Origin of the sequence: Pseudomonas sp. MF7453 (genome assembly GCF_016405455.1) — a bacterium.
GTDB lineage: Bacteria > Pseudomonadota > Gammaproteobacteria > Pseudomonadales > Pseudomonadaceae > Aquipseudomonas > Aquipseudomonas paralactis.
Window position 1 is genome coordinate 202,019 of sequence record NZ_JAEKCN010000011.1, and the last position, 14,838, is coordinate 216,856.

Annotated in this window: 13 protein-coding genes; 2 read left to right on the forward strand and 11 right to left on the reverse strand. The window is 60.8% G+C overall.

Translation table 11 applies throughout. The annotated features are described in order from the left end of the window. Positions 1 to 110: 110 nt before the first annotated feature. From JFT63_RS18675 to JFT63_RS18725, 11 genes are all read right to left on the reverse strand, one after another. Positions 111 to 1,607: a YdgA family protein gene (locus tag JFT63_RS18675; RefSeq protein WP_198708611.1), complete on the reverse strand. Its 1,497-nt coding sequence runs from the start codon at positions 1,605 to 1,607 to the stop codon at positions 111 to 113. Positions 1,608 to 1,860: 253 nt separating this feature from the next. Beyond that, the gene (locus JFT63_RS18680; protein WP_019819550.1) at positions 1,861 to 2,493 is read right to left on the reverse strand and encodes a hypothetical protein; all 633 of its coding nucleotides are present in this window, start codon (positions 2,491 to 2,493) and stop codon (positions 1,861 to 1,863) included. Positions 2,494 to 2,574: 81 nt separating this feature from the next. After that, entirely contained in the window at positions 2,575 to 4,017 is a 1,443-nt protein-coding gene (locus JFT63_RS18685) for an efflux transporter outer membrane subunit (protein WP_186562560.1), read from the reverse strand. Beyond that, positions 4,014 to 4,904 carry an efflux RND transporter periplasmic adaptor subunit gene (locus tag JFT63_RS18690; protein ID WP_032894228.1) on the reverse strand — a complete coding sequence of 297 codons (891 nt, stop codon included), beginning with the start codon at positions 4,902 to 4,904 and terminating at the stop codon, positions 4,014 to 4,016. The genes JFT63_RS18685 and JFT63_RS18690 overlap by 4 nt, the downstream gene beginning before the upstream one ends. Next, on the reverse strand, positions 4,901 to 5,110 hold the full coding sequence (locus JFT63_RS18695) for a DUF1656 domain-containing protein (protein WP_003187469.1): 210 nt from the start codon (positions 5,108 to 5,110) through the stop codon (positions 4,901 to 4,903). The genes JFT63_RS18690 and JFT63_RS18695 overlap by 4 nt, the downstream gene beginning before the upstream one ends. Next, the gene (locus JFT63_RS18700) at positions 5,107 to 7,185 is read right to left on the reverse strand and encodes an FUSC family protein (RefSeq protein ID WP_057702319.1); all 2,079 of its coding nucleotides are present in this window, start codon (positions 7,183 to 7,185) and stop codon (positions 5,107 to 5,109) included. The genes JFT63_RS18695 and JFT63_RS18700 overlap by 4 nt, the downstream gene beginning before the upstream one ends. Continuing rightward, positions 7,182 to 7,601 (reverse strand): MarR family winged helix-turn-helix transcriptional regulator, encoded by a 420-nt coding sequence (locus JFT63_RS18705; protein WP_198708608.1) that lies wholly within the window; start codon positions 7,599 to 7,601, stop codon positions 7,182 to 7,184. Before JFT63_RS18705 ends, JFT63_RS18700 begins: the two co-directional genes overlap by 4 nt. 284 nt (positions 7,602 to 7,885) lie before the next feature. Beyond that, positions 7,886 to 8,170, reverse strand: coding sequence for a hypothetical protein (locus JFT63_RS18710; protein ID WP_198844498.1), 285 nt, complete (start codon positions 8,168 to 8,170; stop codon positions 7,886 to 7,888). Between the two features lie 100 nt (positions 8,171 to 8,270). Beyond that, positions 8,271 to 9,743 carry a Fic family protein gene (locus JFT63_RS18715; protein WP_198844499.1) on the reverse strand — a complete coding sequence of 491 codons (1,473 nt, stop codon included), beginning with the start codon at positions 9,741 to 9,743 and terminating at the stop codon, positions 8,271 to 8,273. A gap of 99 nt (positions 9,744 to 9,842) precedes the next feature. Next, complete coding sequence (locus tag JFT63_RS18720; RefSeq protein WP_198844500.1) at positions 9,843 to 10,088, reverse strand: DUF2789 domain-containing protein; 246 nt, start codon at positions 10,086 to 10,088, stop codon at positions 9,843 to 9,845. Between the two features lie 32 nt (positions 10,089 to 10,120). Continuing rightward, positions 10,121 to 11,701: a glycosyltransferase family 39 protein gene (locus JFT63_RS18725; RefSeq protein WP_198844501.1), complete on the reverse strand. Its 1,581-nt coding sequence runs from the start codon at positions 11,699 to 11,701 to the stop codon at positions 10,121 to 10,123. A 193-nt stretch (positions 11,702 to 11,894) separates the two neighbouring features. Between JFT63_RS18725 and JFT63_RS18730 the strand changes: the two genes are divergently transcribed. Then, positions 11,895 to 14,057, forward strand: a complete 2,163-nt coding sequence (locus JFT63_RS18730) for an outer membrane assembly lipoprotein YfiO (RefSeq protein WP_198844502.1) — start codon at positions 11,895 to 11,897, stop codon at positions 14,055 to 14,057. Next, positions 14,054 to 14,758 carry a DUF3142 domain-containing protein gene (locus JFT63_RS18735; RefSeq protein ID WP_198708603.1) on the forward strand — a complete coding sequence of 235 codons (705 nt, stop codon included), beginning with the start codon at positions 14,054 to 14,056 and terminating at the stop codon, positions 14,756 to 14,758. The genes JFT63_RS18730 and JFT63_RS18735 overlap by 4 nt, the downstream gene beginning before the upstream one ends. The last annotated feature ends 80 nt before the right edge of the window (positions 14,759 to 14,838 follow it).

The window sequence follows — 14,838 nt, forward strand, 5'->3', positions numbered from 1 at the left end:
GCCCGCGATGCAGGCACCGCGGTCGTTCAGCCGGACCGGGGCGATGCTATCGCAGGCAAGCCAGCTCCCACACAAGCCTGCTCCCACATTTTTTACTGCATTTTCAGCGTTTACTGGGCGCCGCTGACCGCACCGGCCTTGGACATCACAAAGCTGAGGAACTGCTCAACGGTCATTTTCTGGCCGTTGAAAGTCACTTCGTTATTGGCGTAGTGCAACTTGGAAACCACATCGGTGCCCACCAGGGTTGCCATTTGGGTGCCGACGGCCATGCCGCTGACCATCTCGGCCGCCATCTGCGATTGCTGCTCGATGGCTTTGGGGTCAGTCACGCCGCCGACCTGGGCTTGCAGGGCGGCCACGTCGCTGATCATCGGCTTGGACAGGGTCAGGTTGGCATCGAGCAGCGCAATCATCTGCTTGCCCAGCTCAACCGGCGGCAGCTCCATGGACGCTGGCTTGGCCAGGTCGACCACCAGGTTGAACTTGCTTTCGCCGTGGGTGGTTTTCAGCGACAGGTTTTCCACCGCCAGTTGCGGCTTGGCAGCCAATACCTGGTTGACGTTGGCTTCGGCCAGGGCCTGCTCGGCTTCGGTCAATTGCAGTTCCGGTACCGGTTGGCCGGCAGCGGCAGCGGCTTGCACCGGTTGCATTTTGTCCTGGTAGAGCTTGGTCAGCACCAGCATCGCCGGGATGTCGACGTTCTTCATGCTCACGGCCATGGCCGCCGAGCCGACCGCCTTGCCCTGGTAACCGATCTCGTCGATTTTGTAGTCGACGCGACCGGCCAGGTTGTTGTCCTTGGCCTGGGTAGAATCTTTCTGCTCGAAGCCCTTGAGGGTCAACACGGCTTTCTGCGGGCCAAAGGTGACCTTGGTGTCGGTCAGTTCCACGGTGTTCTGGCCGGTGTAGAAGCCAAAGGTGGACTTTTCAAGGTTACTGGCGACGGTCAGGCCAGCCAGTTCCGCTTCGAACGGTGCGCCATTGGCATCGATCGCCGCGACCTTGAGGCTGTTCATGAAGCCATCAGCCTTGACCTTCTGGCCTTCGGCGCTGCTGTCGAATTCCAGGTTGGCGCCGGAGAAGCTCACCGAGGAGGTGTCATCCTTGAATTCCAGCGGCAGCAATTCGATGTTGCCGCTGACCGAACGGCTGTAGCCGATATTCGCCACGCCCTTGAGCGGCGACACGTCTTTGCTGGCGGCGAACCATTTTTCGGTGGTGGGGTTCTTTTCCAGTTCGTAGTGACTGGTGGCCATGACCGGCAGCCACTTGAGCGTGACCAGGCGCGAGAACGGCAGCGGGCCGTGCTCGATATGGTCGACGAACAGCAACTCAGGATTCGGGTTGTCTTCACCGAACACGCTGCCCTGGCCCTTGAGGCGATAGTGCGCCGTGCTGCTGAACACGCCACGATCCAGAGACACCAGCTCCAGAGCCACAGTGCCGTCGACACCGGCCATGGAGGTCTGCAACTCTTTGTTGGCATTCTGGATCGCGGTTTGCAGGACCGGCTCCAGTTGTTTACCGGTGTACCAGGCGCCGCCCGCACTGACGGCGCCGATGGCGACAACAAAACCCAAGAAAACAACTGCTGGCTTATTCATGAAGTGACCTGATCAAATCCTGTGAGAAGTGGGCTGTCTTCCTTGAACCCTGTAGGGGTTCCTGTAGGAGCGAGCTTGCTCGCGAAGAACACTTGGGCACCGCGTTCATTTCAGAATGCACGGGTTATCGTTGGCGTCTTTCGCGAGCAAGCTCGCTCCTACAGTCGTGGCCCGTGTGGCCAAAGGCTGGGGAAGATTAGCACTGGCGGGCGTAAACGGCCCAGCCTTTCAGAGGGATCAGTTCAGCAGGAGTTCAGGAGTACTCTTGTTCGACTTCATCCAATTGGTGATCAAAACTCTTCAAACGTGCGGTCCAGGTGTACACCAACACCTCGAACTCGCGGTGTATCACGGCGTTGCCGGGGGTGTCGGCCTTGGGGTCGCAAAAATCCAGTTGGTAGCGCTCGCGGGCCATTTGCGTGGCCACGTCGGACAATTCCCGCGCGTTATCCAGCCAATGCCTACCGTCGGCAACCTGTCGGTCCAGCAGCACGCATTGTTTTTTCAGGACTTCGAGGCTTTTTTCCAGCGGCGTGCCGGTGAGGTCGCCCATGACTTCCTGGAACGTGCGCCCCGGCTGCCAGTAACTGCCCCAGAAATAGCGGTCGAACACGGTTTCGACGCGGCGCAGGGCGACCTTGGTGTCCCAGATCGCCACGCGGGTCTTGCCCTGCTCGAGGAGTTTTTTCTTCACCCGCTGGTTTTGATACGACGCCCAGGCCACCACGCCGATGGACAAGGTGCCGATCACCAGGCAGGCGCTGTCGAGGAACACCATGGCCTTGTCGAGTTGATGGGCGAGCATGACGCCGTAAAAATACGCGGCCGATAACAAAACCAGTGCGAAGAGCACGCACCAGAAAGCGGGAGCATAAGGGTTTTTCATTCTTGGAATCCCCATGAGCAAACGCGAGCTTTGTCGGGTGAAGCGTCACGGCGCCTCACCTGACAAAGCATAGCAATCACCTCACGGTTTGCCGGGTTTTACCCCTTGCGTTCGTCCGCTTTCCCAACCGCCGCCCAGGGCCAGGAACAGATCGATCTGGCTCATGGCAACCTGGGTGTTAGCCGCCGCCAGTTGCGCACGCATATCGGTGTAGGTGCGCGTGGCTTGCAGGTCGGCCAGGAAGGATTCGCGGCCGGCCTGGAAGAAGCGATGGGTCTGGCCGGCGGCTTCTCGCGCCGACTGTTCGGCGTCGGCCAGGGCGTCGCGGCGTTGCAACACGGCGGTGTATTGGGCCAGGCCGGTCTGGGTTTCGCGGATGGCGTTGAGCACCACGCCGTCGAAGTGGGCCAGGGCGCCCTGGGTCGCGGCTTCGGCTTCATGCACGCGGGCGCGGGCGCCGTTGGTCGGTACGGTCCAGCTGATCATCGGGCCAAAGCCCCAGCGGTTAGTGGCCGGTGTGCCGAGGTTTTCCAGCAAGCCGACGGTGCCGACCGTGGCGCCGATGCTGATATCCGGATACAGCGCGCCGGTCGCTACGCCGATACGCGCCGTGGCGGCAGCCAACTGGCGTTCGGCCTGGCGCACGTCCGGACGGCGCTTGAGCAGCGTGGCGCCATCGCCTACCGGCAGCAGTTGAGCGATATGCGGCAGCTCGGCGCAGGTGCCCGTGCCGGCTGGCAGTTGGTCGACCGGTTTGGCCAGCAACATCGACAGCCGGAACAGCGCCGCCTGACGCGAAGCTTCATAGCGCGGTATGTCAGCGCGCAGGGATTTGTATTGGGTTTGCGAACGAGTGACCTGAGTCTCATCGCCACGCCCGGCATCTCGCAGGCGCTGGGTCAGTTTGGTGCTCTGGGCTTGCAGGTCGAGGGACTCGTTGGCAATCGCCAGCTCTTCGTTGGCCGCGCACACCTGGGTATAGGAGCGCACCACATCGGCCACCAGGGTGATGCGGGCGATATCGGCGGCCGCCTGGGTTGCATCGGCGCTGGCCTTGGCGCTTTCAATACCGCGCTGCAAGGTGCCGAACAGGTCGAACTGATAGGACGTGGTAATCCCGACGCTGCCGATGTTGCCCACCGGGACTTTGTCCGGCAGCAAAAATGCTTCACCGGATTCCTGCAAGCGCTGGGCCTCGGCCTTGGCCCCGGCACTCCAGCCGCCGGCGGATTCGGCCTGCTGCACCTGGTAACGCGAGCGCTGCAAGTTGGCAGCGGCCACGCGCAGGTCGGTGTTGGAGGCCATGGCCTGCTGCACCAGTTGGTCCAGGCGCGGGTCGTTATACAGCTTCCACCAATCGGCCGGCACTGGCGCCGACACGACGTTCTTGCCTTCGCCCATGATCGGCCCTTGCAGGTCACCACGGTTGACTGCGGCCTGTTCCGGCAGTTTGTAATCCGGGCCTACGACTTGGCAGGCCGACAGTAACAACCCCAGGGAAGCGGTTGCCAGAAGCCGCTTCATGGTTTGTCCCCGTCTTTAACCTTGTCGTCGATAATCGAGACCGTCGCAGTGCGCCCGGCGATCATGCGAAAGTCCGCCGGCACGTCGTCAAAGGCGATACGTACCGGAATCCGCTGGGCCAGGCGCACCCAGCTGAACGCCGGGTTGACGTTGGGCAACAGGTTGGAGCCGCTGCTGCGGTCGCGGTCTTCGATACCGGCGACGATGCTCTGCACGTGGCCATGCAGGCGCGCGTTGTCGCCGATCACACGGATGTCCACGCCCATGCCGACGTGGATGCCGTCGAGCTTGGTCTCTTCGAAATAGCCGTCGATGTGGAAGGAATTGCTGTCCACCACCGATAGCACCGGGCGCCCGGCGGTGACGAATTCCTGGGTACGCGGTGCGCGGTCGTTGACGTAGCCGTCCACAGGGCTGCGGATCACCGAGCGGTCGAGGTTGAGTTGGGCGGAGTCCACCGTCACCTGGGCTTCGGCCAGGGCCGATTGGGCGCGGGCGACGCGGGACTGGCTCTCTTCCAGTTGCTCGCTGGGCACCAGGTTGCCAAGGCCACGGTTACGCTTGTACTCGCGCTGGGCCTGGGCCAGGGTTTCCTGGCGGTCGGCCACGGCGGCCTGGGCTTGGCGCAGGGCCAGCTTGAAGCGGTCCTGGTCGACGGCGAAGAGCACCTGGCCCTTGGTCACCAACTGGTTGTCGCGCACGTCCACGCGCTGGATCAGCCCGGACACGTCCGGAGCAATCTGCACGATGTCGGCACGGATGTGGCCGTCACGGGTCCAGGGCGCAAACATGTAGTACATGACCATGCGCCACACAACGACGACCGCGAAACTCACGACCAACAACGTCAGGACAACACGGCCGATAGTCAAAAAAGGTTTTTTCATGTCATCAGATATCGACTGAGTGAGTCCACCGCGCCCAGCAACAGCGCGTAGAGCCCCACATTGAACAATGCCCGGTGCCAGACCAGGCGATAGAAGTGCATGCGCGTCAACAGCCCGTGCACCACCAGAAACAACACATAAGTAATGCCCATCAGCACCAGCAGCGTGGGCAGGAACACCCCGCTGATATCCAGGTCACCGATCATAAAGGCGCTCCATCAGGTAACGGCGCTTGCATCTCTGTACCGCCAATGAACTCCACGCCAGGCAACAGCGCCAGACGCAGGCCGGCCAAGGCGTGCAGCAGATGCAGGCGCGTGTCCTCTTCGTCTTGCAGGCCCTGGCCGTTAAGGGCACGACGGGTGCGGTCCAGGGTCATCAGCAGACCGCTGGGCGCGGGCAAGCGTTCACCCGCTTTCAAGCACGCCTTGAAGTAACCGCCCACGCCTTCCACCACCTGGTTGAGCAACACCCGGGGTACGCCGAGGATGCGTGGCGAGTAGGCCAGCAGGTCGAGCAGGTTCAGCGCCACGCGCAGGTCGCGCAGGGCGATGCCGGTGTCCTGGCCGGTGAGGGCCAGGCGCGGCAAGTGCTGCATCAGACGGTCGAGCATTTGCGCGGCCATGTGCCGGTGTTCGGCCAGGGTCGCGGGCTCGGTGAGGCTGACGATGTCGCGCCAGCTGAAACGGGTGAGGCGCTTGGCCGCCAATTCAGCGCCGAAGGGTCGCGCGATCAACGTCCACACGAACGCGAACAGCAGGCCCACGGGCCCGGCCAGGTTGACGTTGGCGAAGTTGAGAAAGTCCGCGTCATAGGCGCCCTGGATGCTGATGAAGGATGATGTGTTCACCAGCGTCAGCAACATACCCAGGTAGAAGCGTGGCTGAACCGTAAGGGTGCCGATGCAGATAAACGGCACGGCGAAGGCCAGCACCAGCATGGGGAAATCGTGCAGGTTGGGCAGCACCAGAAACAGGTACAGGCTGGCGAACAGCACCGACATGGCGGTCCAGAAAAAGAACCGGTAGATCTGCGGTGCCGGATCGTCCATCGAGGCGAAGAAGCTGCAGGCGACGGCGGCAAGGATCACGGCGCTGCCGCCGTCGGTCCAGCCCAGCAGAATCCACAGCACCGAGGCGACGATGATCGCGGTCACGGTGGAGAACGCCGAGTAGAACATCAGCCCACGGTCGAGAAACGGCGTGAGCCGGCCCAGGCGCCAGTGGCGGTAGACGGCGCGCCAGGTGTCCTGGCTTTCACACTGGATGGCGGCTTGCAGGCTGCGGCAGTCTTGCCACAGGTCGACCCATTCGCCAAGGCGGTACAGGGCGTTGGAGAACAGCAACGTGTGGCGGTCATCCAGCGCTTCGCCCTGGGGTTGGGCGGCGTCGATCTGGTCACGCAGCACGCGCCAGCGTTCCAGGGGCGCTTGTTCGGTGGTGCTTTGCAGCCAGGCGTTGGCCTCTTCCAGCAACGGCTTGAGCCGGTCGAGAAACTCCGGTGCGCGATGCTCGATGGCGTACACCGCATCATCCAGCGCATCGATTACCGGCAGCAGATGGATCATGCGCCCGCGCAGTTCCTTGGTGTTGCGCACCGTTTGTGGCCGCGCGCCTTCGTGAGGCAACTGGCCGATCATCAACTCAAGGGTGTTGAAGGTGGCGACCATGCCGCCGCGCAGGTTACTGACTTCTTCTGGGTCTACCTGACGGGTGAGGAAGCGCTGGCTATAGACCTGGGCGTCGCTGAACCACTTGGCCACCGAGCCATCGAACACCGGCATCAGGCGCCGGGGCCAGAACATCGCGCCCACCACCGCCGCGACCGCAATGCCGAGGAAGATTTCTTCGGTACGCGCCTCCGCCACATCCCAGACCGCCAAAGGGTTATCCACCACCGGCAGGGCAATCAGCGGCAAGGTGTAGCCGGCCAGCATCAGGGCGTAGTTATTCGCGGTGCGCAGGTGCATGGATAAGAACAGCAAAGTGCCGGTCCACAACGCAATCACCACCACCAGAATGTAGGGTGACTGCACGAACATCGGCACAAACAGCACCGCCGCCGCCGCGCCCATCAAGGTGCCGATGGCGCGGTACAGGGCTTTGGAACTGGTAGGGCCGACAAACGGGCTGGAGACGATATACACCGTGGCCATCGCCCAGTACGGACGCGGCATCTGCATGAGCATGGCGATATACAGCGCGATCATCGACGCGGCGAAAGTACGCACCCCGTAGAACCAGTCGCGGGCGGGCGGGAAGCCAGTAAAAAATCCGTTCAAGGCGTCACAGCCTCGGCCGCTTCGAAGGCGCGCAATACACGCAGTGCCGCTTGCAGATCGTCGGGGGCGATATCGGCCAACACATCCTTGCGCAGACGCACCAGTTGCGCCTCCACCGCCTGCACCAACTCACGGCCACGCTCGGTAAGGCTCAGGGCCTTGGCGCGGCGGTCGTGGATGTCTTCGGTGCGGCAGACGTAGCCGTCACCGCACAGCCGATCGAGCAGGCGCACCAGTGATGGGCTTTCCATACCGGAGGCCTGGGCTACTTTGACCTGGTGCACACCGTCGCCCAAGCGACCGATCATCAACAACGGTACGGCGCAGGCTTCGGAGATGCCATAACTGACCAGCGTGGTCTGGCAGATTTTGCGCCAATTTCGGGCGCCCACCACCATGCTGCTGCTGAGGCTCATCTGGAGTTGTTCGAGGGATTGAGGCACTGGATAGTTCGCATACAGTTAGTTTGCTAACTATCAATATGGTGGAGGAAGGGTTTGCCGTCAAGTTTTGAAACAATTTCGCAGATGAGTGGTGGGATGTGGCTTGAGTAAAGCGGGTTTGAGGGTGGGCATCAGCAAATCGCGATATTTGCCATACGACAAACAAAATGTGGGAGCTGGCTTGCCTGCGAAAGCGGTGGTTCAGTTGAATATTCAGTGACTGACACGCCGCTTTCGCGGGCAAGCCCGTTCCCACATTAGGCCAGCGTCAGCATTTTTTGCTCCATCGCCAAACGCTCCAGACTTTTAAAATCTCCGACGCACCGATCAATCCAGCTATTGCCAGGACGTTGTACTGCGGCAAAACTCGAGCGCCAATCAACAGGAGCGAAACGGAGGGGATAACGAGCACAAGTCGTAAGGGGGTTTGAAAAAATACAAGCCACACGACTGATTTTTTCTGAAGAAAAAACATGGCGCAGGATGCAAAAATTGAGGCCTGTAAAACCAACCAACGCCCCCATAAACATGACAATTTGCACATCACTGTGCTCTCGCAAAACATCTGAGGCGCTTATCACATCACTCAGATACGGAATTCCTTTTTTTCATACGCCTCATCTGGCGTGACTGGATGACCTCTTACTCGCCCATCAACCTCAAGCTCTCCTCCTCAATAAACCCAAACACCTCCTCCGCCACGCTGTACTGAAACTGCTTACGCCGATGCTTGGAAAGCTTCCCACCGTTATCCAGGCACATCATCACCAGCTTCGACAAATCACTGCCGCGCACGTCGTAGCGTTGGTTCACCGCTTTGATCACACGGTCGTAGCGGTCGAGGAATTCGGTTTCTTCGCGCAGTTCCACTTCCAGTGCGCGGCGGGCCATTTGCAGGGTGAATTCGACGCAGCGGGTCGCATCCCAGTAGCGATAGATCGAAGGGTGGCCGATGAAGTCGAACGCCATGTGGTCGGCGTCCAGCCAGGTGACGTTCCAGAATTCCCGAGTCGGCTGGGAGAAGGTCTTGAGTGCCTCCAGATAGGCTTGTTCCTCGTGCTTCATGGCGACAGAGACCGGTAGCAGCAAACCATTTTCCAGTGCGCCGTAGTGGCAAAGCGTCTGGTGAATCAGGAAGCGAGACAGGCGCCCATTACCGTCCATGAACGGGTGCAGGAAGACGAAACCAAAAGCGGTGACCGCGGCCGCAACCAAAGGATCGACGTCTCGCACGGGCTGGTTGGCGAAGGCCATCAGCTCTTTCATTAATTCCTGGCAAAGCGCGGGAGCTGGCGGCACGTAGCTCACACCGGCTGCGCCGCGTAGCCCGTTGTGCAGATGGTTCTGTTCGTGGCGAAACGCGACGGCTTTGTCAAACGGATTGGAGATGGTGCTGTTTTGCAGCTCGACCAAGTAGTCCTCGGTGAGCAACCGGCCTTCGTGGGCCTGGCGCAGGAGTTGGACGAAGCGGCGGGATTTTTCTTCGCTGGGTTGTTCTTTTTCGATGGCAAATGAATCGCGGGTTTCGTGCAGGTATGCCCACTGGATGGCGCGGTCCATCATTTCGGGAGGGAGGGTGGCCATGAAGGATTTGGCGCGAGCCAATACATCAAGCGCCAACAACGCTTCCAGCTCAGGCGTTCGCTCTACGGTGGCGCAATAATGCAAAGAGCCCAAACCGTTGAAATCCACTCGCCAACGACTGTTGCGAATGTTCGGGCCGGTTACATAGCGCTGGGGATCGAACAAGGGAACAACGCGACCACGAACAGGAAGGGTGTGATCCAGCATTTTCCCGGTAAAGCCTTCCCACAGAAAACAGGCTTTTCGGATAAACGCACCGTTAGGCGAGTCGGCCAGCGCGTCCAAAAACGGTTCTGGGCCGAGCTGTTCAAACACCTGGGCAAGTATCGCCAGGTTCACGCCTTCATGCTTAAGCGCAAATAACACATGCTCAAACAGCGCATGTTGGGCGGGCGCCACCGAATGGGGAACTGCCAGGCAGTCGCCGATCAAGGTAATCCTGGTCACCGGCTTGATCATCGCAGTCCTCAAGGGTGCGATAACCTTTAGATCCAGCGCCTCACACAGATGAGCGTATCCGACTGTTGGCATGGCGAGCTTCCAGAAAAAATTCACTTAGGCGATTAAAGCCCAGTTTTTTTTACCGCTCACCATTTTTTTTTACATACTCGCGCTTATTTGGATATTTTTTTACACCCCTCGCCCACCCCGCAACATCAAGTTCAACTCATCCACCACCACCGCCCAATCCGCATCGTCCAAAATTTCCTCACGCAAAAACGCCCTCTGGCTATCCGTCCAAAAAAACGCGTCCGCCAGTTTCAAATCCGGCTTGAGCGGCGAATGAGAGGCGACAAATTGCTCGATACTGACCGGGTCATCCGGCAGGCCAAGCTGTTTGAACAAAGCCGGCAAGCTGTGCAGTGGCGATTCCATGAAAGGCTCCTCATCAGTAGGTTGAAGTGAGTCTAGCGGCAGCCTTCGGGTTGCGGCGCCGGTGCGTTGCATAGCACGAACAGCCGCGCCCTGGCGCCGCCGCCGTCCTGGCGACTGAGTTCGCGCCAGCCGTTGGGCAGTGGCGCGAATTCATCCGGGGCTTCGTTGCTGCTGATCAACCATACCCGTCGCGTTTGAGCAGGCAGTGCTGAGAGGCGGTCCAGATAGATGCGGCCACCGTCCTGGTCCACCAGCGTGCCGAAGCCATAAGCATTCGGGCGGGTCGCGGTGCCGTCGGGTTTGGGCGGTGTGAAGAGCTGCAGTTGGGCGTCGGTCTGGTCGTAATACACGTAGCTGAGGTACCACATCATGTCGCTGAGGACGATGCGGTCGCCTTCCTGGTAGTTGCGATTGACGAACTCCACCGGCACGTTGAACTCGTCGTGTTCATCCACCTCAAAATTGTTCTTCAACCCCAGCACTTCTACGCCTACAAACAGCGCGAACAGCGCCACGCCCAGCCAGGACAAACGGGACGGCAGACGGTCGATGGCAAGCGCCAGGACTATCGGCAGGCCCAACGCATACACCGTGAGGTAGCGCTCGATAAACACCGGCGAGATAAAGGACACGCCATAGACCAGCAGCAGCGGCAGCAGGCAAAACAGTGCCGGCAGGCGCGCCGCGGGGTTGCGCCAGGCCGTCGATACAACCACCCCGGCCAGCAGCAGGGGTAACAGCCAGAACAGCGGCGGCCACAGGCCGAGACCGTCATCCTGCAACAGGAACTGCCAGACCATCGATGGCAGCGACAGTAGATTGACTGGCTCTTCCCAACCAATGTCGCCGCCGACTTTGAGCTGTTCGACGTGCTGCACCAAATCCAGCAGGTTGGGCAGCCAGGGCAGATACAACAACACTATCGCTACGTTGGCGACCCACCACGCAGGTCGCGTGATCAGGCGTTGAGCTGGCGCCTGCAACCCCAGGTACGCCCAATGCACCAGCACGCACAGCGCGGTGAAGTAGTGGGTATAGAACCCGGCGCTCATTAACAGCACATACACAGCCAAATAACGTGCGCGCTCGGGCTGCCTCACCCAGTACACCAGCGCCAGCGTGGCGCCCAGCAGCCATACGCCCAGCAGCGAATACATGCGCACTTCCTGGCTGTAGCGCACCGCCGTCGGCAACAGCGCCAGCAGGATGCCCGCCAGCACGGCCGCGCGGCGGGTGGACAGTTGCCGTGTCAGCCAGATACCCAGGCCCACGACGGCCACGCCGGGGATCGCACTCAGGCTGCGAATCGAGCCGATGCTGTCGCCGAACACCTCAATCCAACCGCGCAGCAGCAAGAAATACAGGGGTGGGTGCACATCATGGGCTGCGTGAAACCACAGGTCGGCCAGGGCGTATTCGCTCAGTAACAGGCTTGAGCCTTCGTCGCCCCAGATCGCCGCCGAGGTGAGGTGGTAAAACCGCAGGGCCATGGCCAGCGCCAGGATCGGCACCCACCACAGGCGGCTGAGCCAGCCGGCACCTTCCCAGCTCAAACGATGAAAGGCAGGCAATGCCCCGACTTTTTCGTGTTGCTCTACTACAGATCGACGCATATCGACTCCGCTACTACTGCCCTCTTACAGGACAAACACTGCGCATGCGCAAACACCGCCACTCTAGGCCAAAAGCCCTGGCCTCGCCGCTGGAATCGGACAAATCAGCAATTTGTGTAGGCCTTCACCGAAGCACGCGTCGGATCAGGCTATTATTGGCCCTTCTCCAAGGACTCAGGATCAAGGAAACGTTATGCGCATCGGTTTGCTGTCACCTCTGGCCCTGGCCCTGCTGGCCGGGTTTTCCCTACCGGCCCAGGCCAGTTCTGACGACTCGTGCTACCCCGACTGGCGGGTATCGCGTGACGGCTACGAGCCGTGCAGCAACCAGCCGTTTCTCAGCCCTGGCAACGACAGCCGGGTGAACCTGCGCCTGTTGCTGGCCGACAAAAAAGCCACGCCGCTGACGCCCAATGCCTTGGGCGAAGACGATTTGGCCCAAGGTTTCGGCCCGGTGCCGTTTCCGGTGTATCGTCTGGTACCGGTTCCGGCTACGACTGAGGAGCCGGATAACAAGGCTGACGATTCACGCACAGCCGAACTCGACACTTTGCTCCAGCCCCTGGGTATCAAGCGGGAGGAGTACAAGACCGCAGGCCAGGCCTTCCTGAATGGCGAAGGCAGCCGCTGCCGCAGCAACAGCGATGACAGCGCCACGGCGTTTATCAGCCAGGTGATCAAAGCCGATATGCCGCCCGCCGAACGCGACGTGCTGGTGAAAGCGCGCTTGCAGTTGCTGACCACCTGTGACTTCACAGGCCAGGTGGCGGACGCGCAATTGACACCCTCGGCCAACGCCCAGCTGTTTCGCACCTACCTGCAGGCCGCCGCCGATTTCTACGGCGGGCGCTTCGTTTACGCCGAGCGCGGTTTCGCCGCCGCCGCGACCAGCGAGGTGCCTTGGCTGAAAGAGACGGCGCTGTACATGACCGCACGCACCTCGTTGAACCGGGCCCAGGCCGAAGCCTTCGATGAGTACGGTATGCCGCAACGCGAGCATGTTGATAAGTCTGCCTTGAGCGATGCCGAAGAAGGTTTTCTCAGTTATCTGAAACACTATCCACAAGGCGATTACGTTGCGTCCGCCCGTGGCCTGCTGCGCCGCGTGCATTGGCTGGCGAACGACGATGCCAAGCTCGCCGAAGACTTCACCTGGCAATTCACCGAGGCTACCGACGCCCAGCGCAATGTCAGCGTCGACGAGTTGGTGGAGGAAGCCGACCTCAAGTTGCTGATGGTCGGCAACAAGGCGCAGAACAGCCCGATGCTGCAAGTGGTCAGCGACCTGATGGCGATGCGCGCCCACACCCCGCCGCTGTTGAGCCGCGAAGACCTGGACAAGCAAAAGAGCACGTTCGCCAACGAGCCAGCGTTGTTCGACTACCTGCAAGCGGCGTATGCCCTGTACGTCGAGCATCAACCCGACGCCGCCCTCAAGCATCTGCCTGCGGACGTGCCGTCGAATCTTGATTACTTTGCCTTCAGCCAGCAGACCCTGCGCGCCTTGGCACTGGAGGCCAGGCAAGACTGGAAGGGCGCCGAAACCCTGTGGCTGCAACTGCTGCCGCTGGCCAAGCAACCGCTGCAACGCGACCAACTGGAACTGGCCCTGGCGATGAACTACGAGCGCAGCGGCCAACTGGCCAAAGTGTTCGCAACCGACTCGCCAATCAGCGCCAAGCAAGTGCGCTACATCCTGCTGCGCAATGTCGCCGGCCCAGAGCTACTGCGCCAGCAGATCGCTAACGCCAGCGACCCGACCGAACGCCAGAGCGCACAATTTGTGCTGCTCTACAAAGACCTGCTGCACCGCCAGTTCGCCACTTTTGCTGACGATCTCAAACAAGCCTCGTTCTCCGAAGACAAACTCGGCACCAGCCTGGGCTACACCTACACCAGCGGCCAGACCTTGAAACTGTTCCAGTGGAACGGTGACAAGGCCGAATCCGGCTACGCCTGCCCAGGCATCGCGCAAACTGCCGCAACCTTGCAGGAAGATGCAAAAAACCCGCACGCCTTGAACTGCTTCGGTGAGTTCATCCTGCGCAACGGCCTGGACGGTATGCCGTTGGAGCAACCCCGCGCCGCCGGCAGCCTGGGCAGCACCGCCTCGCAGTTCAAGGGGGAAACCTTCTCGCGTCTGGACGGCTACAAGCAGGTCATCGCCAACACCAAGGCGCCGAAAACCGACAAGGCGTATGCGCTGTTTCGCGCCATCAACTGCTACGCGCCAGCCGGCTATAACAGTTGCGGTGGTGAAGACGTTGCGCCAGCGGTGCGCAAAGCCTGGTTCCGCCAACTCAAGACCGGTTTTGCCGACACCCAGTGGGGCAAATCGCTGCAGTACTACTGGTGAAGTCGCTGTGGCTGGGCTTGCTGTTGCTGGCAAGCCCGGCTTTTGGTGCCGTCGACGCCCGCGACTATGACGCCTTCTGGCTGTGGAGTGGCGTCGAGCCTCAGCCGGTGATCAAGCAGGCAAAAACCCTGTACATCCTGCAAGGCCAGATCAACTCCTCCCGCCGCGCGCCCCAGCGCGGCGTGCAATTGATCGCCCAGGGCATCAGTGTGCCCCGCATTACCCAAGGCGAAATCTGGGTGGTCTATCGCGCCCACACCTTGCACTGGCCGGAACAGGTCTACACCCAAGTGCTCGGCCAGGTGCAACGCTGGCGCGACGCGGGTAACCCGGTGATCGGCATCCAGATCGACTTCGACGCCCGCACCCAATACCTGCACGAATACGCCGACTTTCTGCGCGACCTGCGCCAGCGCCTGCCTGCCGACCTGCGGTTGAGCATCACCGGCCTGATGGACTGGAGCAGCAACGCCGACCCGGCCGCCATCGCCCAGCTCAAGGGCGTGGTGGATGAAGTGGTGGTGCAGACCTATCAAGGGCGTCACAGCATCCCGGATTACGCGGCGTATTTGCCGCGGATGAATCGGCTGGGGGTGCCGTTCAAGATTGGCTTGATTCAGGGCGGAGAGTGGCAAGAGCCGGGGTATCTGCGGGGCAATGAGTGGTTTCGGGGGTATGTGGTGTTTTTGCAGAATCTTTGAAGTTTGGTAACACCTGTAGGAGCGAGCTTGCTCGCGAAAAACGTCAACGACAACGCGTGTTTCCTGATTGAACGCGGCGC